At 65.4% G+C, this 18,157-nt stretch carries 17 protein-coding genes and 1 pseudogene; 13 read left to right on the forward strand and 5 right to left on the reverse strand.

The genetic code is table 11. The features are described from left to right. Positions 1-3: 3 nt before the first annotated feature. The 7 genes and pseudogenes from FJ949_RS15535 (at position 4) to FJ949_RS15560 (ending at position 4,214) form a co-directional block, all read left to right on the forward strand. Positions 4-546, forward strand: a complete 543-nt coding sequence (locus tag FJ949_RS15535) for an RNA polymerase sigma factor (protein ID WP_140496943.1) — start codon at positions 4-6, stop codon at positions 544-546. Then, a complete protein-coding gene (locus FJ949_RS30350; protein ID WP_181165287.1) occupies positions 539-685 on the forward strand; it encodes a hypothetical protein in 147 nt (48 codons plus the stop codon). Before FJ949_RS15535 ends, FJ949_RS30350 begins: the two co-directional genes overlap by 8 nt. Next, the gene (locus FJ949_RS15540) at positions 678-1,127 is read left to right on the forward strand and encodes a hypothetical protein (protein WP_140496945.1); all 450 of its coding nucleotides are present in this window, start codon (positions 678-680) and stop codon (positions 1,125-1,127) included. Before FJ949_RS30350 ends, FJ949_RS15540 begins: the two co-directional genes overlap by 8 nt. Next, the gene (locus FJ949_RS15545; protein ID WP_140496947.1) at positions 1,124-1,573 is read left to right on the forward strand and encodes a periplasmic heavy metal sensor; all 450 of its coding nucleotides are present in this window, start codon (positions 1,124-1,126) and stop codon (positions 1,571-1,573) included. The genes FJ949_RS15540 and FJ949_RS15545 overlap by 4 nt, the downstream gene beginning before the upstream one ends. Positions 1,574-1,680: 107 nt before the next feature. Beyond that, the gene (locus FJ949_RS15550; protein ID WP_140496949.1) at positions 1,681-1,977 is read left to right on the forward strand and encodes a hypothetical protein; all 297 of its coding nucleotides are present in this window, start codon (positions 1,681-1,683) and stop codon (positions 1,975-1,977) included. Positions 1,978-2,146: 169 nt separating this feature from the next. Beyond that, positions 2,147-2,380, forward strand: a pseudogene (locus tag FJ949_RS15555) (hypothetical protein); the annotation flags it as partial. Between the two features lie 94 nt (positions 2,381-2,474). Further along, positions 2,475-4,214 (forward strand): sulfatase-like hydrolase/transferase, encoded by a 1,740-nt coding sequence (locus tag FJ949_RS15560; protein ID WP_224646587.1) that lies wholly within the window; start codon positions 2,475-2,477, stop codon positions 4,212-4,214. Between the two features lie 15 nt (positions 4,215-4,229). Here the strand turns inward: FJ949_RS15560 and FJ949_RS15565 are convergent, their stop codons facing one another. The 5 genes from FJ949_RS15565 to FJ949_RS15585 form a co-directional block, all read right to left on the reverse strand. Then, entirely contained in the window at positions 4,230-5,813 is a 1,584-nt protein-coding gene (locus FJ949_RS15565; protein WP_140496951.1) for an indolepyruvate oxidoreductase subunit beta family protein, read from the reverse strand. Beyond that, positions 5,806-7,959 carry an indolepyruvate ferredoxin oxidoreductase subunit alpha gene (locus FJ949_RS15570; protein WP_140496953.1) on the reverse strand — a complete coding sequence of 718 codons (2,154 nt, stop codon included), beginning with the start codon at positions 7,957-7,959 and terminating at the stop codon, positions 5,806-5,808. The genes FJ949_RS15565 and FJ949_RS15570 overlap by 8 nt, the downstream gene beginning before the upstream one ends. A 45-nt stretch (positions 7,960-8,004) precedes the next feature. Then, complete coding sequence (locus tag FJ949_RS15575; RefSeq protein WP_140496955.1) at positions 8,005-8,487, reverse strand: MarR family transcriptional regulator; 483 nt, start codon at positions 8,485-8,487, stop codon at positions 8,005-8,007. Further along, positions 8,487-10,058, reverse strand: a complete 1,572-nt coding sequence (locus FJ949_RS15580) for an NAD(P)/FAD-dependent oxidoreductase (RefSeq protein WP_140496957.1) — start codon at positions 10,056-10,058, stop codon at positions 8,487-8,489. Before FJ949_RS15580 ends, FJ949_RS15575 begins: the two co-directional genes overlap by 1 nt. A 290-nt stretch (positions 10,059-10,348) precedes the next feature. Further along, on the reverse strand, positions 10,349-11,140 hold the full coding sequence (locus tag FJ949_RS15585; RefSeq protein WP_140496959.1) for a cyclase family protein: 792 nt from the start codon (positions 11,138-11,140) through the stop codon (positions 10,349-10,351). Between the two features lie 118 nt (positions 11,141-11,258). On the opposite strand from FJ949_RS15585, the gene FJ949_RS15590 reads away from it, so the two are divergent. The 6 genes from FJ949_RS15590 (at position 11,259) to FJ949_RS15615 (ending at position 18,116) form a co-directional block, all read left to right on the forward strand. Next, complete coding sequence (locus tag FJ949_RS15590) at positions 11,259-12,833, forward strand: NAD(P)/FAD-dependent oxidoreductase (RefSeq protein ID WP_140496961.1); 1,575 nt, start codon at positions 11,259-11,261, stop codon at positions 12,831-12,833. Between the two features lie 112 nt (positions 12,834-12,945). Beyond that, positions 12,946-14,475 carry an ABC transporter substrate-binding protein gene (locus FJ949_RS15595; RefSeq protein WP_140496963.1) on the forward strand — a complete coding sequence of 510 codons (1,530 nt, stop codon included), beginning with the start codon at positions 12,946-12,948 and terminating at the stop codon, positions 14,473-14,475. Between the two features lie 88 nt (positions 14,476-14,563). Continuing rightward, positions 14,564-15,571 carry an ABC transporter permease gene (locus FJ949_RS15600; protein ID WP_140496965.1) on the forward strand — a complete coding sequence of 336 codons (1,008 nt, stop codon included), beginning with the start codon at positions 14,564-14,566 and terminating at the stop codon, positions 15,569-15,571. After that, on the forward strand, positions 15,564-16,412 hold the full coding sequence (locus tag FJ949_RS15605) for an ABC transporter permease (RefSeq protein WP_140496967.1): 849 nt from the start codon (positions 15,564-15,566) through the stop codon (positions 16,410-16,412). The genes FJ949_RS15600 and FJ949_RS15605 overlap by 8 nt, the downstream gene beginning before the upstream one ends. Next, complete coding sequence (locus tag FJ949_RS15610) at positions 16,409-17,287, forward strand: ABC transporter ATP-binding protein (protein WP_140496969.1); 879 nt, start codon at positions 16,409-16,411, stop codon at positions 17,285-17,287. The genes FJ949_RS15605 and FJ949_RS15610 overlap by 4 nt, the downstream gene beginning before the upstream one ends. Then, the gene (locus tag FJ949_RS15615; RefSeq protein WP_140496971.1) at positions 17,280-18,116 is read left to right on the forward strand and encodes an ATP-binding cassette domain-containing protein; all 837 of its coding nucleotides are present in this window, start codon (positions 17,280-17,282) and stop codon (positions 18,114-18,116) included. Before FJ949_RS15610 ends, FJ949_RS15615 begins: the two co-directional genes overlap by 8 nt. Positions 18,117-18,157 lie beyond the last annotated feature (41 nt).

Here is an 18,157-nt window from a genome sequence, read left to right on the forward strand (position 1 = left end):
CCGATGAGCGCGGATCCGGACGAGGAGCTGGTTCGCCGTGTCGGCGCCGGCGATCCGGCGGCCGTGCAAACGCTGGTCGCGCGCAAACTGCCGCGTATCCTGGCGCTTGCCGTGCGCATGCTGGGCGACACGGCAGAAGCCGAGGATGTCGCGCAGGAGACCTTCGTCCGAATCTGGCGCCATGCCTCGGGCTGGCGGCGCGGCAATGCACGCTTCGACACCTGGATCCACCGGGTGACGCTGAACCTCTGCTACGACCGGCTGCGCCGCCGCCGCGAATGGGTGACAGACGATCTGCCGGAGGTGATGGACCCGGCGCCGCTTCCGGATGCCCAGCCGCGGGAAGACGCGCAGCGCGTCGAACAGGCCCTGCAAGCCATCGCCCCGCGCCAGCGCGAAGCCATCATCCTGGTCTACTATCAGGACATGTCGAACATCGAGGCGGCCACGACCCTGGAGATCAGCGTCGATGCCCTGGAGAGCCTGCTTTCGCGCGGCCGCAGGGCGCTGCAGGCGATCCTGGCCAGGGACGGTGTCCATGAATGAAAACCGCGCCGCCATGAAGGCGCAGCGTTCGCGCCTTGCCGACACCGCCTGGCGGCCGGCTCCGATGATCGCCGCGCCGTGCGGGCACGCGATGCCAGCGGGCAAGGGGCCAACAGGCAAGGGAAAGACCGATGTCTGACCGATCCAGGGACGCACCGACGATGGATGCCGAACGCTTTGCCGCGCTGGCGGCAGCCTATGGCGGCGACTTGCGGCGATGGCCACAGGCCGAACGCGCGGCGGGCAGCATCCTTGCCGCAAGCGATGCGGGCGCGGCCATTCTGAGGGATGCCGGCAAGCTCGACGCCCTGCTCGACAGCTACCGCGTCGAAGCGCCCGGCAAGGCGCTGCACGTCGGCATAGTGAGGGCTGCCGACGGTCATCTTGCCCAACGCTGGCGCCGGCGCTTGTGGTGGCTGGGGCTCGGACTTGCCGGCATCGGCCTGGCCGGCGCGGTTGCCGGATCGGCTTTGGTGATCGTCGCCACGCCTGAGGTTCAGCCCGATCAGTATGTGCTGGACGCCAATACGACGGCGTTCGGCGATGCCGGTCCCGACGACACGATCGAGGAAAACCTATGAGCACGGGCCGCAAGCTCCTCATCGCGTCCGTGGCGCTGAACGTCTTCCTGGCCGGCGCCCTTGCCGGCGGCGCAGTCTGGCTGAGAAGTGGCAAGGCGGGCCAGGGCTATTCGCTGGAAGCGGTCGGAGGCCGGCTTCCGGACCAGGAACGCAGGATATTCCGCAAGGCGTTGCGTGAGGTCCGGCGCGAATCCCGCCAGGTCATCCTCGACGGCCAGCAGGCCAGGCGCGAGGCCGCCGACCTGCTGCGGCAGCCCACCCTCGACACGGCAGCCCTGACAGCCGCGCTCGAGCGGGCCCGCAACGCCGACGTCACCATGCGCATGCGGCTGGAGCAGCGCATCGTCGAGTTCGCCGCGGCAAGTTCGGCAGAGGATCGCGGCGTTCTGGCTGAGGGGCTGACAAGACGCGCCGGGTTGCCGCCGGCGCCAAAAAAATCGCCATAAGCACCGACGGAATGCGCCGAAGCCGCCGTTTAAGGCAAGAAGGGCACACCTGCCGGACCGCCTGGTGCGAACAGGTTTTCAACTTCGAGACCATTTGGAGTATCGTCATGAACCGTCTGACACAATACGCGGCCGCCGCCGCGCTTGCCTTGACCGGAACGGCCGCGACCGTTGCGGCGGCATCCGCCACGCCGATGCTGGCCCAGCCAAGCGCCCCCGCGCTGATCGAGCATGTGGCATGGGGTTGCGGCCCCGGCTGGCATCCCAACCACTGGGGGCGCTGCGTGCCCAATCGGGGGGTTGTGTATCCGCGTTATTACCGGCCCGGCCCGGTCTTCCACGTCTGGCACCCCCATCCTGTCTGGCACCCACATCGGGTCTGGCACCGCTGGCGTCACTGGTAAGCGTGCGCGGGGGCCAGCCGCTTCACCGGCCTGGCCCCCTCGACCGCAGCAACCGATCCGACCTGAGCGCATCGCGCCGAAAACGGGTTCATGCGCCGCGCTGGGCCTGAACAAGGAGCTGACGTGGCTATCCCGGCCAAAGGCTCCATGCCGCCGGACGCCGCCCTGGTCGGTGGTGCTGCTCGCCGGCGGCGCGATCAAGGGCGGCCGCGTCATAGCCGACTGGCCGGGCCTGAAGCCGGCCCAGCTCTACGAGCAGCGCGACCTGGCACCGACCAGCGATGTCAGGGCGGTGCTGAAAGGCCTGCTCGCCGACCAGTTCGGGCTTTCGGCGGCGGTGCTCGGCGACAAGGTGTTCCCGGAGTCCGCGGCGATGAAGCCGATGCGCGATCTGGTCGTCTGAATTCCGGTTGCAGATGGCGATTAAGGTTAAATTTACTATGGAATTGTTCGAAAGCTGCAAATGACACAAAGCTCCCCCAAAGGAACGCAAAGACATGTTCGTGGGGAAAGCCATATCTCGACCTCAAGGGCCTTTGCGGGCCTTCTGCCATCCGCTGGCGTTGGTGCTGATCAGCCTTGCGGGCGTTTTTGGTGCCGGCCGAGCCGAGCATGAATGGCTGTCGGTGCCGTTCTCGCTGACATTGGTGGGGGCGCTCGCGGGAGCGGTGTTCCTGACATCGGGGCGCCTCGCCTTTTCCGTCTATCTTGCCTGGATGGCCGTTGCCCTGGTGACGCTGATCTCGGCGGTCAAATTCCGGATGAAGGGGTTCTCGCTGCACTTCTACGACACGATCTTCGTGTCCACGGATCCGGGAGTGTATCGCTTCCTGCTCGGCTCCTATCTCCACCTCATCCTGCCTGTCGCCGCGGTGTTGGTGCTTGGCATCGCCGCAGCGATCCTGATCTTTCGCGCCGACCGGAAGCTTGGCTGGCCCGCATCGGCGCGCGCCCTGCTTCTGGCCCTCCTCGTCACACTGGTGCCGCTGACCTTTCCAGCCGAGGCTTCGAAGGACCGGTACTTCTATTATATGCAGGGCCGGCACATGTCGGCCTTCTTCATCTCACTGATGGATCTGCGCAACATGGTCGTCGAGCCGGCGTTCGAGCAGCGGCTGCAGGCCGTCGCGCCACAGCCACCCTTCGCCGACACGGTCGACTGCGGCGACCGGGCAGCGCTTCCCGATATTTTCTTCGTGTTGAGCGAAAGCCAGTCCGATCCAAGCTATTTTCCGCAGATCGCCAGCGGCGCGGGATTCCTGCAGCGATTTGCACCTGCCGCCGGCGAGCCCCGCCCGATGCAGGTCGAGACGTTCGGCGGCGGCACCTGGATCAGCAATTTGTCGCTGATGACCGGGGTTTCGGCCACCGACTTCGGCTGGCGAAGTCCCTATCTGACGATCACGCTACAGGATAAGGTCGCCGGAGCGTTGCCGGAGTTGCTGGCGCGCTGCGGCTATCGAACGGCCGTCATGACGCCGATGGACTTTACCTTCGTCAACGAGGGGCCTTTCTTGAAGTCGATCGGGTTCGAGAACGTCCTCGACATCAGGGATATCGCCGCGCCCTTCTACCATCTGCGCGACAATTTCTATTATCACGCGGCGGAGGCATTCATCGCCAGGCACCGCCGGGAAGACGGCCGGCCACTGTTCCTCGAAATCCAGACCATGTTTCCGCACTCGCCCTATGAGGGGCGGATGGAGCCGGGATTGAAGGTGGAAGGCGAGCCCTTCGCGGACGATTTCCAGGCCGGCGAATATCTGCGCCGCATGGCGATCGCGCGCGGCGACTTTCAGGATTTTCTCAGACAACGGGAAGCGGAGGCCGGCAGGCGCGGCGCCGTGGTGCTCGAATTCGGCGACCACCAGTCCTCGGCAACCAAACCGTTTGTCGATGCGACCGCAGGCAGTGACGCGCTGGCCAAGCTTGACTCGCTCGCCTATCGCACCTTCTACACCCTCACGACCTTCCATCATCCACTGCGTCACCCGATGCCCGATATGGCGTCGCTCGATATTGCCTTTCTCAGCGCAAGCCTGCTCGATGCCGCCGGCCTGCCGATGTCACCCGTCATGTCCGATCTGGTGCGGTTGCGTGACCATTGCGGCGGCAGGTTCCATGGCTGTGCTGACCGGGCCGAGGTGGATGCACATCTGCGCCGCCGCGCCGATTCAGGACTGCTGCATCTTTTCCCGCAAGCTGCGCCGCTTCATTCACAAGTCGAAACACGGTGACGGCGCGACGCGGCCTCAGTGTGTCGGCCCGGCCCCCAGCGTCGCCACCGTCTTGAGAGCGCCGTCGAGCATGTCGCCCTTCTCGTCCTTCAGCGCCGCCTCGCGCAACCGCCTGATCCAGTCAGCGGCGTCGGCGCGCCCCTTGAGCAGGTCGAGCGCCGACAGCACGCGGTCGAACTTCGACTGGGCACGGACATGGGTGTCGCTGTAGCCCTTGATCAGCCGGCGGCAGTTCAGGATCTCGACGGCCAACGCATAGTCCTCACGCGCATGGCCCAGCGCCAGCGCGTACCAGCTCTCCAGATGCGCGGCTTCCACCTTGTGGCGCAGCAGGCGGCGGCGCCAGCGGCGCAGGCCGCCGATGAACCACAGAGCGGTGAAACCGGCAAAACTATCGGTACGGATGCGCCGGCCGCGATTGATGCGACGGTCAAGGAAGGCGGCGAGCTTCGGCCGGTTCTCGATGTAGCTGCCCAGCCCCGCCGGCAGCGTGCCGCAGAACTCCTCGATGCGCGGATGGAAATACTCGGTCACCTGCAGGACCGAGCCATCCCTGACGCCGACCTCCTTGCGCACGCGCCTGTCGCGGGTCGAGCGCGTCTTCAGGTCGGCGACGCGGATCATGTCGTCGTAGCATAGGGCGTTCGCCAAATGCTTGGCGGCGGCGATCGAGAGGGCATAGGCTCGATCAGGCCCGTCCAGCACGACGGCTTTGTCCAGGCGGTCGAGATATTCGCGTCCGTAGGCAATGTCCTGATAGTCCACGACCTTTCGCAGACCGCGCAGCGCCATGTCGCGCACCGCCACGGGCATCACGTCGATGCGGGCGGCCAGGGCCTGCCAGCCTCGCAGGAGGTCTTGCGGGCCACTCACCTGTCCAGCGGCCAGGGCGGAGCCGACGACAGCTGCTTCCGCCGGTTTTGGCGCAGCGGATGATGCCGTGCCGCGCGCGCGATCATAGGCGGCGGCGAAGGCGGCGAGGCTGGCCTTGACGCCGCGGCCACCGGCGCCGATCGCCTCCTGGTAGCTTTCGCGCGTGAACGGCAGAGCGTCGGAGCCGGCCAGCGCGCCAAGCAGACTGGCCGAGATCATCGAGCCGCTGTCGGCGGCGATCTTTTCCATATCGAAAGCGATGAAGCGCTTCGATGCGGCTTCAGCCGTCGCGTGCACCTTCGACGACGACGCCCTGCCGTCGCCGGGCTCGATCTTTTCCGATACGGCGGCGATGCGGTGCGAGGAAGTGATCAGCGTCGTGCGGTCGGGGGTGACGAAGCCGCGGATAATGGCGCGGCCGGCTTCCATCAGCTCGGCGGCAATCAATATGTCGACGTCGCCTTGCGAGGGCGACAGCGCGAAGACCGGCAGGCGGCCGGTGTCACGGGCCATCTCGACATAGTAGATCGTGGCGCCGGTGCGCTGGGCGACGCCGGCCACCGAGGTCGATTGCGCGACGTAACCGTTGCGCTCCGCGACGTCGGTGATCCAGTCGGCAAGCACGCCGCCGCCCTGGCCGCCGACGGCGAGCACCGCAAGCTTGATAACGCGTTCGTCGGCGGCGGCGCCAGCCTTCGGGCGCAGTGTAGCGTTGGGATCAAGCATCGGCGAACATCAGACGGCGGCCCTCGCGGCGACGCTGCAAAAGGCCAATGACCGCGCGCCGGGTGCTCTCGAGGACGCGGTCCCAACGGCTCGGATTGTGCACGACGTCGGCGCGATAAAAGGACGGGCACAGCACCGCCGCGTCCGCCACCTCGCCGCAATTGCCGCAGCCGACGCAGTTCTGGTCGATGCTTGCGACAGGATCGTCGCGCAGCGGATCGTCGAGCGACTTCACCGACAGCGACGGGCAGCCGGACAGCCGCATGCAGGCGTGGTCGCCGGTGCAGATATCCTCGTCGACACCGAACTTCGGCTTGACGACGCGCGTCCCACCCTTGATCGCCTTGTCGACCAGGGGCTTTTCGCGGCGCTGGCGGTTGAGCATACATTCCGACGAGGCGACGATGACTTTCGGGCCTTTCTCGTCCGTGGTCAGCGCCTCGCGCAGCGTGTCCTGCATCTTGCCGACGTCATAGGTGCGGTCGACATGGCGCAGCCACTTGACGCCCATACCTTTCACGGCCTCGGTGATGGGATGCTTCGTCGACTTGGTCTTGTTGCCGGCGCGAGACGACAGGATATCCTGTCCTCCCGTCGCGGCCGAGTAGAAATTGTCGACGATGACGATGACGCCGTCGTTCTTGTTGAACACCGCATTGCCGATCGAGGAGGTCAGGCCGTTGTGCCAGAAGCCGCCATCGCCGACGAAGGAGATCGAGCGGCGCTTGGCGTCGGGTGAATTGAAGGCCGAGGCCGAGGCCGGGCCGAGCCCGTAGCCCATTGTGGTGGCGCCGAGTTCGAAGGGCGGCATGATCGAGAACAGGTGGCAGCCGATGTCGGACGCGATGTGGTGCTTGCCGAGTTCCTGTTCGACCAGTTTTGTCGCGGCAAAGATCGGCCGCTCCGGGCAGCCGATGCAGAAACCGGGCGGTCGACCTGGAACGACATTGATCAGGTCCGCCGTGTCGACGCCGTCGCCGACCTTGTTGGGAGCCCGCACTTCGCCGGGCAGAAGATGCGGCGCCTCGGTGCGCAGGAAGGCGCCGATGCCGTCGAGCATGACCTGGCCGGTATATTCGCCGGCCATCGGCAGGTGCTCCTTGCCGACCAGGCGGGTGCCACGCCCGGCCTTGTGCAGCATGGCGGCAAAGGCCTGTTCGATGTAGTTGGGCTGGCCTTCCTCGACGACCAGCACCGCCTGCTTGCCTTCGCAGAAGGACAGAAACTCGTCGTCGATCAACGGATACACGGCATTGAGCACGTAGAGCGGCACGTCGGTCTCGCCATAGGTGTCGGCAAGGCCGAGCCGCTGCAAAGCGCGGATGACGGAATTGTACATGCCGCCCTGCATGACGATGCCGACGGAGCCGTGATCGGAACCGAAGATCTCGTTGATCTTGCGGCTCTTGATGAAATCCACCGCCGCCGGCCAGCGCTTCGCGACCTTCTCCTTCTCGTGCAGGAAGGAAGCGGGCGGCAGCACGATGCGGCCGGTGTCGCGGCGGGGCGCCTCCAGCGCATCGGCCACCGTCATCGGCGGCCGCTTGTTGTCTTTGGCGGTGAAATGACCGTGGACATGGCAGCAGCGGATGCGCACCTGCAGCATGACAGGCGTGTTGGAGGCCTCGGACAACTCGAAGCCGTCTTCCACGGCCTTGACGATCGAGGGCAGGTTCGGGCGCGGATCGAGCAGCCAGACCTGGCTTTTCATGGCGAAGGCATGGCTGCGCTCCTGCATGATCGAGGAGCCCTCGCCATAGTCCTCGCCGACGATGATCAGCGCGCCGCCGGTGACGCCGCCAGATGCCAGATTAGCGAGCGCGTCGGAGGCGACATTGGTGCCGACCGTCGACTTGAAGGTTGCCGCGCCGCGGATCGGATAATGCACCGAGGCCGCCAGCATGGCGGTGGCGGTGGCTTCCGAGGCGCTCGCCTCGAAATGCACGCCGAGTTCGCCCAGAATGTCCTGTGCGTCGGCCAGCACGTCCATGAGATGGCTGATCGGCGCACCCTGGTAGCCGCCGACATAGCCGACGCCGCATTGCAGCAGCGCCTTGGTGATGGCGAGGATGCCTTCGCCGGCAAATTCCTCGCCCGCGCCGAGCCTCAGCTTTTCGACTTCCTTGGCAAAAGACCGTTCGGCCATTTTTGGCCTCCTTCCGTTGCCGCCCGGCAGCGGCGGCGCGTACGTCTAGATGTCGTGCTTGCGAATGTTCTTCAGCATTTTCTGCAATGTCGCGATCAGCGCGGCGTATTCGGCGTCGTCGACATCGTCGAACATGGCCTCGAAAGCGTCATGCATGGCCGGCCAGGCGCGGGTGAACTCGGTGCGGCCTTCGTCGGTCAGGAACACATGGCGGATGCGACTGTCGCTAACCCCCTGCTCGCGCCGCACAAGCCCCTGCCCCTCAAGCGTGTCGAGCGTGCGGCTCAAGGTGGACTGCTCGATCACCGTGTAGACCGAGAGGTCGTTGACGGTGACGCCGTCGGTGACCGACAGCACCGCGAGCGCCCGCACCTGCGAAATGGTCAGGCCCTGCTTGCGGAAATCGTCGCGCAAGGTGGCGTTGTAGCGGCCCATGATGCGGTTCATCAGATAGGGCGCGAATTGCTGCAGGCCGATCTGACCCAAGGTCGATATGCGCTGGCGCTTTTCCGCGATTTTCTGCTCCATCACAGTCTCCCCGCCAGGAGAAAGCCGGAGCCGCCGCCGAGGCCCGCGCCCGGATGGGTCGAGGCGCCGATATGGTAGAGGTTCTTGATGCCGGTCTGGTGATTGCGGCTGGTCTTGAACGGTCGCCACAGGAAGGACTGGTCGACGGTCGAGGACCCGCCATAGGGGTCGCCGCCGACCAGATTGATGTTCATCGCTTCGAGATCGGCAGGCGAATAGGCGCGGCGCGCGATGACGCTGTCCTTGAAGCCATCGATATGACTGGCAAGGATCGCTTCGGCGCGATCGGCATAGGCCTCGCGCAGCGCGTCGGTCCATTGCCCGTCCGCCGGCGCCTGCAGCTTGCCGGCGGCATCACCCTTGATGTGACGGGGAGCCTCGGGCAGTTGCAGCCACAGGATCGCCTTGCCTTGCGGGCAGCGCGAGGGATCGAGCGCGTGCGGCTGGCCGACGCAGATGGTCGGCACTTCGGGCAGCATGCCGCGCGTCGCCTCGTTGCAGGCCTTCGACACACCGTCCAACCCAGGCGTCAGATGCAGCAGCGCCACCTTGTCCAACCCCTGGCCCCGCCATGAAGGCGGCTTGTCGAGGGCATAGTGGATCTGGAAATTGCCTTTGCCGTAGCGGTATTTTTGCGTCGCCTCGATGTCATTCCTGGGGCTGTCGCTGCCGAGCAGCCGACCGTAAAGCTGCGTCGGCGTGACCGAGCAGATGACGCTCTTCTTCGCATTGACGGTCTCGCCCGAGGCCAATCGCACTCCGGTGGCGCGACCTTCGGTCAGGATGATCGAGGCAACGTCGGCCTCGGTGGAGATGACCCCGCCGCGCTCTTTGACAAGCGCCTCGAACGCCGACAGCAGGTTCTTCGCCCCGCCCTTGACGATCGGCGCGCCCGCAGCCTCCAGCGCGAAGGCGATGACCTTGGCGATCTGGCCGGAGAAAGCATCTTCCGGCCCAAGTCCGGCATGCAGCACCCACGGTGCCCACAGCGCGCGTATGGTTTCGGACCGATAGGTGCTTTCCAGCCATGCGCGCGCCGGCACCAGCGCATCGCCGAGAAAGGCGGCCAGCCCGCGCGGGCTCCGCCGCCAGGCATCACCGGCGAGCAGCTTCATTGTCGGATAAGACCAAAGGCTGCCGCCGAGCAGGCCGAACAGCAGCCCGGCATTGCGCTCGATGCCGCCGACATCCTCGGCGTGCCGGTCGCCGTCGCCTGCGGCGATCGCATTGAAGGCGGCGATGTTGGCGGCGCGGTCGGTGCTGAGCACGGCATGGCTGCCGTCGGGCCGCAGCACCCCCGTCGGGGTGGCCGCGTGACAGAACTCCAGGCCATGCCGGGCCAAGTCCTTGCCCAGCGCCGCGTAAGCCGGCGAGGTAATGAACAGCACGAATGTCGTCGCCATCACATCATGGATGAAACCGGGCGCGGTGATTTCCTCGGTGCGCATGCAGCCGCCAATGCGGTCGTTGCGCTCCAGCACGAGTACCTTTGCGCCCTTGCCGCCCAGCATCGCCGCGCAGACCAGCGCGTTGATGCCGCTGCCGACGATGATGTGGTCGGGGGCGTTCATTGGCGGTTCCCCGTGGGCAGCGGATAGGCTTGGGAGGTCAGTCCTCTACGGCGCTCCCCTCTGTCCTGCCGGACATCTCCCCCTTTTGGGGGGAGATTGGCTGTCATCACCGCTTTCGCCAATCTCCCACGTTGCAGGAATGAGAGGGGCGCCGAAGCTGCCAATCTCCCCCCTTGAGGGGGAGATGTCCGGCAGGACAGAGGGGGGCGCCGTAGGGCGCGAGTGCCGCCAACCTGCCTCCCTATCGCATCGCCCGCGCGCATGATCTTCTCCCGAAGATCCACTTCGCCCTATTTGCCCGGCACCAGCGCCAGGGCGCGGATCGGGCTGCCGGTGCCGTGCTCGATCTTGAGCGGCGCGGCGATCAGGATGGCGCCCTTCGGCGGCAACTGGTCGAGGTTGCACAGGCTGGCCAGACCATAGCGGTTGGCCTTGTGCATCAGCGTGTGGGCCGGGAATGGCGGCTCCATGCCGCCGGCCTTGCCGGCATCGGTGCCGATCGTCTCCGAGCCCCAGCCCTTGATGTCCTTGCTGATCAGGAACTGGATTGCTTCCGCCGTCGGGCCGGGCGTGTGTGGGCCGGTCTCGTTGGCGTTGAGGAATTCGGCTTCCGAGCCGTTGCGCTTGTACCAGTCGGTGCGCATCACCACCCATTCGCCGGCGTTGATGGCGCCATGCTTGGCTTCCCACGCCTTGATGTGATCGACGGTGAGCAGGAAATCATGGTCTGCGGCGGCTTCCTTGGAGCAGTCGATGACATTGACCGGACCAATAAAGTTCTGCGCCGGAATGGTGTCGGTGGCGCCATCCGGATAATCCTTGCCGCTGATCCAGTGCTGCGGCGCGTCGAAATGCGTGCCCGAGTGTTCGCCGAGCTTCAGCCAGTTCCAGGCCCACCAGGGACCATTCTTGTCGTAACGGGAGATGTTATGGATCTCGACCTTCGGCGTGTCGACGGCAAGTTCCGGCGGCAGCTTGATCAGCGGCGTGTCAGGACCGAGCGGCGCCGACAGGTCGACCACCTTGATGGCGCCTGAAAGAAGCTGGCCGGCGACTTCGCCGAGGAGTTGTTGCGTGTCCATGGTCTCTGTTCCCTCTTGTCTGATGTGCTGAAGGCTCGTCTCGGCCCTTGATATCCTACTAGACGAAAACATATGCATCTGCAATTATCTTTAAGCATAAAGGAAATGGGTGCGGGGCGTGAGCGAGTTCGACGCCATCTTTGTCGGGGCGGGCCACAACAGTCTGGCTTGCGCCGCGCATCTGGCACTCAAAGGCTGGAAAACCGGGGTTTTCGAGGGCGGCGCAACGATCGGCGGCGCCGTCCAGACCCGCGAGTTCACGCTGCCGGGTTTTCGGCACGATTTCGGCGCGATGAATCTGAGCCTGTTCGCCGGCTCGGCCTTCCACCGGAAATATGCAAATGAATTGAACGCCCACGGGCTGGAATTCGCGCCGGTCGCCGACTGTTTCGCCAGCGCCTTCCCGGACGGACGCTGGTTCGGCGTCAGCAACGATCTGGAAAAGACGGCCGCGCGCATGGCTGCCTTCTCCGCCGCCGATGCCGCCACGTGGCGCAAGCTGGTCGCCGCCTTCCCGGAGGAAGCAGAGCATCTGTTTCGCCTCTTGGGATCACCGATGAGCGCCCGCGCCCTTGCCGGCACGGCGTGGAACCTTTGGCGCAAGAAGGGCCTTACCGGCGCGCTCGACACCGGGCGCCTGCTGCTTTCCTCGCCTCGCGCGTGGCTGGAGGAGACTTTCGAGTCGCCCCATGTGCGGGCGACGCTCGCCACCTGGGGCATGCATCTCGACTTTGCGCCCGACATCGCCGGCGGCGCCGTGTTCCCCTATCTGGAATCCATGGCCAACCAGAGCTTCGGCATGGTGCTGGGCAAGGGCGGCGCCGACACCATCATCCGTGCCTTGTCGGGCATGGTCGCGGGGGCCGGCGGCAAGATCTTCACCAACGCCGAGGTAGCCGAAATCACGGTTTCGGCCGGCAAGGCGACGGGTGTGCGGCTCGCGTCGGGTGAGACGCACACGGCCACCAGGGCGGTCATTGCCGGCGTTGCACCCAAGGCGTTGGCCGGCACGCTTTTGCCGAACGGTTCCGGCGACGCCGGCTTCGACACGGCGATGCAGAAATTCCGCCACGCGCCGGGCACCATGATGATCCATCTGGCGCTGGACGACCTGCCGGACTGGCGCGCCGGCGCCGAGTTGCGGCAGTTCGCCTATGTGCATCTGTCACCGTCGCTCGACGCCATGTCGCGCACCTATCAGCAGGCGATGGCGGGCGTGCTGCCGGACGAGCCGGTGCTGGTCGTCGGCCAACCAACCGCGGTCGATCCGCCGCGCGCGCCTCAAGGCAAGCATGTGCTGTGGGTGCAGGTGCGCATGCTGCCGGCAGAAATCCTTGGCGACGCCGCCGGCAAGATCACGCCCGCGCATTGGGATCAGGTTAAGGATCGCTATGCCGAGCGCGTGCTCGACATCGTCGAAACCTACGCGCCCGGCCTGCGAGCCAAGATCCTTGGCCAGGCCGTGTTCTCGCCCATCGACCTCGAGCGCGAGAACCCGAACCTCGTCGGCGGCGACCAGGTTTGTGGTAGCCACCACCTGGCACAGAATTTCCTGTTTCGCCCGGCACGCGGCTACGCCGGTTGGAACACGCCTGTGGCCAATCTGCATCTCACCGGTGCCGCCACATGGCCGGGCGCCGGCACGGGTGCCGCCTCGGGCTTCATGCTGGCGCAACAGCTTGGCGGGAGGTAGCAGCCGAAAGGCATTGGGGTGGAGCAAGGCAAGGTACGGTTGGCCAGGGAACCCACTGATCAAACAACGAAGCCGTGCACGGAAAACAGAAAAACCAACAAGGGGAACGACCATGACAATCAACAGACGCGAATTGCTCGGATACGGTGCCGCCGCACTCGGGGCGACGGCCATCGGCCTGCCGAAGATCGCCGGGGCGGCGGCCGGCGAACTGACCATCGCCTACAATGTCAACCTGCCGTCCTGGGATCCGACCACCGGACCTTCGGCGGTCAACCCGACCATCCAGGGCCTCTACCAGTCGGTGTTCGATCAGTTCATCCCGCAGAAGCCGGACCTGTCCTTCGCGCCGGGGCTGCTCACCGAGTGGGGCTGGAATGACGACCGCACCAAGATCATGATGACGGTGCGCGAGGGCGTAACCTGGCATGACGGCTCGCCGTTCACGCCCGAGGACGTGGTCTGGTCGTTGCAGCGGGCCGGCGATGAAAAGACCGGCAACCCGATCCAGTTCGTGTGGAAGAACGTCAACAACTTCAAGATCGAGGGCAACAAGATCACGGGCGATGTCGTGCAGTTCGACCCGGTCTACTTCAAGTGGATGTCGTTCCTCACGGGCTACATCATGCCGAAGGCCTATTACGAGAAGGTGGGCGCCGAAGGTTTCGAAAAGGCTCCGATCGGCACCGGCCCGTACATGGTCGAGAAGTTCGAACGCAACGCCTTCCTGCGGCTGAAGGCCAATCCGAAGTACTGGGGCGGCAAGCCGGCATTCGAGAACGTGACGATCAAATTCGTCACAGACGCGGCGAGCCGTGTCGCCGAAATCGAGTCCGGCTCCTCGCAGGTGACGCTCGAGATTCCCTATGAGGAGTATGACCGCCTGATCGCCAAGGACGGCCTTGCCGGCTCGATCAAGAATGTTTCCGACATCGGCATGATCTTCTTCAACGACGTCGAGGCGATGCTGGACAAGAACGTGCGCCAGGCAGCCGTCATGGCGGTCGACAAGGAGCTTCTGGTCAAGCGGCTGCTGCGCGGCTACGGCCAGCCGCTCGCCACGTTGGAAACGCCGGAATACGCGGCCTACGACGCGTCGATCAAGGTCGAGCACAATCCGGAAAAGGCCAAGCAATTGCTGGCCGCTTCCGGCTATTCGCCGGAAAAGCCGGTCAAGTTCACCATCCAGACGACCAAGGGCTTCAAGCCCAAGGACTACGAGATGATCCAGGCGATCGTCGGCATGTGGCGCAAGGTCGGCATCGAGGCCACCATTGAAGTCTACGAGATCGCCAAGCATTACGAATTGCGCGCCGCCGACAAGCTGGCGCCGGCGGCCTTCTACAACTGGGGCAACGCCATCGGCGACCCGACCACCTCGACCGGCTTTGCCATGTTTGGTCCGAGCCCGCACTCGGTGTGGGACAGCCAGGATCTGATCGACATGATCAACCCGCTGTGGGGTGAGAAGGACGAGGCCAAGCGCATCGCCGGCTGGAAGGCGGTGGACAAATACATCGCCGAGCAAGCCTATGTGCTGCCGCTGATGCAGTATGCGCAGCCGATCGTGCATGCCAAGGGCGTCAACGTCGTGCAGCATGTGTCCGGCGCGCTGTTGCCGGCCCTGATGACCCCGGCCTGATATCGGCCGGGCTTGCCGCGCGCCGTCCATAGCGACGGCGCGCATCTTCTTTCGGCATACGAGCCTCCGGGCTCCAGCAAAGATTTACATGCTCCTGCAACGATTCCTGATCCGTCTTTTGACGATGCTGATCACGCTGTTCGGCGTGGCCGTCGTCGTCTTCGTCGTGATCCGCATCGCTCCCGGCGATCCGATCGCCATGATGCTGCCGCCCGGCGCGACCGATGTCGACATCGCCCGGCTGCGGGCGCTCTACGGCCTCGACAAGACGATTGTCGAGCAGTTCTTCATCTGGCTGTCCGGCGTCGTCAAAGGCGATTTCGGCACCTCGATCTCGCTGCGGCAAGACGTGCTCGGGCTTGTCTTCAACCGGCTGCCGGCAACGCTGGAACTCGCCATCGTCGCGCTTATCATGGCGGTGGCGATCGGGGGGACGATGGCCATCCTCGGCGCCCGCGAACGAGGCACGGCGGTGGAAGCCGGCATCGACATCGCCAGCGGGGCGGCACTTTCCATTCCCGACTTCCTCTGGGGCCTGGTGCTGATCCTGCTGTTCGGGGTGCTGGTGCCGATCTTCGACATTTCCGGCCGGGTCTCGCCGCAACTCGACCTGCCCTTCGTCAGCCAGTTCTATCTGTTCGAAAGCTTGCTTCGGCTCCGCCTCGATCTCACATGGGATCTCCTGAAGCACATGCTTATGCCGGCAGTGGCGTTGGCATTGCCGCTGGCGGCGATCATCTCGCAGCTACTGAAACAATCGCTGAAGGAAGTGCTCGACCTCGACTATGTCGTGCTGGCGCGGGTGAAGGGTTTTTCGGAAACGCAGGTCATCCTGCGCGAGGCGCTGAAGAATGCCGCCCTGCCCACGCTGACGCTGGTCGGCGTGCAGTTCACCTTCCTGATCGGGGGCACGGTCATCGTCGAGCGGCTGTTTTCCTATGAGGGTCTCGGCAACATGGCGATCGACGCGGTCATCAACCGCGACCTGCCGCTGATCCAGGGCATCGTGCTGGTCTTCGCGCTGTTGTTCGTGCTGATCAATCTCGCGGTGGATATGATGTACGCCCTGCTCAATCCGAGGCTGCGCCATGGATGAGAGCCGCATCTCGAGACACGGCTCAAGCGCCAGGCTTTGGCTGGCCGGCGGCTGGCTGCTGCTGGTGCTGCTGGCGGCGATCCTGGCGCCGCTGGTCGCGCCGCGGGACCCGCTCGCGCAGGATCTTATGCTCGAACGTTTGCCGCCGTTCTGGCTCGATGGCGCGGAGCCCGGCTATTGGCTGGGCACCGACAGCCTCGGCCGGGATCTCTTGTCACGCCTGATCTTCGGCGGGCGCATCGCCTTCATCGTTGCGTTCGCCGCCGCCAGCGCCGCCTGCCTTGTCGGCTCGACCCTGGGCTTGATCGCCGGCTATTTCGGCGGCTGGGCCGACCGCATCATCTCGCGCATCGTCGATGTCTGGATGGCATTCCCGCCGGTGCTGTTCGCCATCCTTTTGGTTGCCGTGCTCGGCACGGGTTTGAGCTCTGTCATCCTGGCGATCGCGATCATCGACTGGACGCGTTTCTGCCGGGTCATCCGCGCCGAGGCGATGGGCCAGTCGCGCATGGACTATGTCGAGAACGCCCGCATCGCCGGCTATGGCCGCATCGGCATCATGCTGCGCGAAGTGCTGCCCAATGTGGTGCCATCGATCGTGGCGCTGCTGTCGCTGGAAATGGGCATCGCCGTCATCGTCGAGGCGATCCTGTCCTTCGTCAACCTGTCGATCTCGACCGACGACCCGACCTGGGGCGGCATCATCGCCGAGGGCCGGCTGTCGATCCACCAGGCCTGGTGGGTGCTGGTATTCCCGCTGATCACGCTGATCCTGACCGTGCTGTCGTTCAGCCAGTTCGGCGAGGCGCTGAAGACACGTTTCGATCCGGTGCTGCGATGAGCGCCTGTCTTGATATCAAGGAGTTGAGCGCCGTGCTGCCGAACGGCCAGCGCGTGCTGCGCTCGGTGTCGCTTGCCGTGCAGCCCGGCGAAGTGCGAGCACTGGTCGGTGAAAGCGGCGCCGGCAAGACGATGATCGGCAAGGCGGTACTTGGCGTCTTGCCGTCGAGCGTGCGCATCGTCGAGGGCGATATGCGGCTCGAGGGCGAAGACCTCGGCAAGCTCAACCCGAAGGCACGGCGCACGCTGATCGGCGCGCGCACCGCACTGATCCCGCAGGATCCGCTGACCGCGCTCAACCCGTCGCGCCGCATCGGCCCGCAAACGACCGACCGGCTGGTGCGCATCCTCGGCTGGAGCGGCGAGAGGGCCGAAACCCGCATCCGGCAATTGCTGGACGAGGTGCAGATCCGTGACCCCGACCGGGTACTGAAAAGCTACCCGCACGAGCTTTCCGGCGGCATGCGCCAGCGCGTGCTGATCGCCGCAGCCTTCGCCGCCGAGCCCCGGCTGATCGTCGCCGACGAGCCGACCACGGCGCTCGACGTCACCGTGCAGAAGCAGATCCTGCGGCTCATCGCTGCGTTGCAGCGCGAGCACGGCACGGCGATCCTGTTCGTCACCCACGACCTCGGCGTCGTCGCCAAGATCAGCCAGAAGGTCTCGGTGCTCTATGCCGGCAAGGTCGTGGAAGAGGCCGAAACAGCTGCCCTCTTCGCGGCACCGCAGCACCCCTACACACGGGCACTGATGGCGGCAACGCCGCGCTACACCGATCCCCTCGCCTCGCTAAAGCCGGTCGACGAGGCAGTGCTGGCCGGGCTTGCCACGGAGATTGCGGCCGCGGACCAGGCGTGGAGGCGACCGCATGGCTGAGCCGCTGTTTTCCGTGCGCGGTCTGAAAGTCGCGCTGCCCGACATGACCCGCAAGCCGCTGATCGGCCGCGCGCCGCTGGCGGAAATCCTAAAAGGCCTGGACTTCGACCTGCCCAAGGGATCGGTGACCGGCATCGTCGGCGAGTCCGGATCCGGCAAGTCGACGCTCGGCCGTGCCCTGGTACGACTGCTGGAGCCCAGCGCCGGCAGCATCAGCTTCGACGGCATAGACATCACGCATCTGCCGGAGGCGGAGTTGCGGCCGCTGCGCCGCGATCTGCAGATGATCTTCCAGGATCCTATGTCGTCGCTCAACCCGCGCCGCACCATTGCCAGCATCATTGCCGCGCCGCTGAAGCAGAACGGGCTTGCCGACAATCTCAGGGACCGCGTGGCCGAGGCCTTGCAGCGCGTCGGCCTGCCGCAGAGCTTCGCCGGCCGCTACCGCCACGAACTGTCGGGCGGCCAGCGCCAGCGCGTCGGCATAGCGCGCGCGCTGGCGCTGGCGCCGAAATTCGTGCTGGCCGACGAGATCGTCTCCGGCCTCGACGTCTCGACGCAGGCGCAGATCCTCACCCTTCTGGAGAAACTGGCGGAGGAGATGGGGCTGACGGTCGCCTTCATCAGCCACGATCTGTCGGTCATCCGGCGGCTGTGCCGGCAGGTCATCGTCATGCGCGAAGGCAGGATCGTCGAAGCGAGCGCGACGGACGCTCTCTTCGAAAATCCCCGACAGACCTACACGCGCGACCTGATCGCGGCCATCCCACTGCCCGAAATCGACGACGGCTGGCTGGATATTCCTTCCGCTGCCAAGGCTCCGACATGAATGCATACGCACGCCGAAAAGCGGGCTCGGATGTGCGACCG

The organism is Mesorhizobium sp. B2-4-1, assembly GCF_006442185.1.
GTDB lineage: Bacteria > Pseudomonadota > Alphaproteobacteria > Rhizobiales > Rhizobiaceae > Mesorhizobium.

Coding starts and splice junctions, on each gene's coding strand:
- FJ949_RS15535 (WP_140496943.1), top strand. CDS start 4: ATGAGCGCGGATCCGGACGAGGAGCTGGTTCGCCGTGTCGGCGCCGGC.
- FJ949_RS30350 (WP_181165287.1), top strand. CDS start 539: ATGAATGAAAACCGCGCCGCCATGAAGGCGCAGCGTTCGCGCCTTGCC.
- FJ949_RS15540 (WP_140496945.1), top strand. CDS start 678: ATGTCTGACCGATCCAGGGACGCACCGACGATGGATGCCGAACGCTTT.
- FJ949_RS15545 (WP_140496947.1), top strand. CDS start 1,124: ATGAGCACGGGCCGCAAGCTCCTCATCGCGTCCGTGGCGCTGAACGTC.
- FJ949_RS15550 (WP_140496949.1), top strand. CDS start 1,681: ATGAACCGTCTGACACAATACGCGGCCGCCGCCGCGCTTGCCTTGACC.
- FJ949_RS15560 (WP_224646587.1), top strand. CDS start 2,475: ATGTTCGTGGGGAAAGCCATATCTCGACCTCAAGGGCCTTTGCGGGCC.
- FJ949_RS15565 (WP_140496951.1), bottom strand. CDS start 5,813: ATGCTTGATCCCAACGCTACACTGCGCCCGAAGGCTGGCGCCGCCGCC.
- FJ949_RS15570 (WP_140496953.1), bottom strand. CDS start 7,959: ATGGCCGAACGGTCTTTTGCCAAGGAAGTCGAAAAGCTGAGGCTCGGC.
- FJ949_RS15575 (WP_140496955.1), bottom strand. CDS start 8,487: ATGGAGCAGAAAATCGCGGAAAAGCGCCAGCGCATATCGACCTTGGGT.
- FJ949_RS15580 (WP_140496957.1), bottom strand. CDS start 10,058: ATGAACGCCCCCGACCACATCATCGTCGGCAGCGGCATCAACGCGCTG.
- FJ949_RS15585 (WP_140496959.1), bottom strand. CDS start 11,140: ATGGACACGCAACAACTCCTCGGCGAAGTCGCCGGCCAGCTTCTTTCA.
- FJ949_RS15595 (WP_140496963.1), top strand. CDS start 12,946: ATGACAATCAACAGACGCGAATTGCTCGGATACGGTGCCGCCGCACTC.
- FJ949_RS15600 (WP_140496965.1), top strand. CDS start 14,564: ATGCTCCTGCAACGATTCCTGATCCGTCTTTTGACGATGCTGATCACG.
- FJ949_RS15605 (WP_140496967.1), top strand. CDS start 15,564: ATGGATGAGAGCCGCATCTCGAGACACGGCTCAAGCGCCAGGCTTTGG.
- FJ949_RS15610 (WP_140496969.1), top strand. CDS start 16,409: ATGAGCGCCTGTCTTGATATCAAGGAGTTGAGCGCCGTGCTGCCGAAC.
- FJ949_RS15615 (WP_140496971.1), top strand. CDS start 17,280: ATGGCTGAGCCGCTGTTTTCCGTGCGCGGTCTGAAAGTCGCGCTGCCC.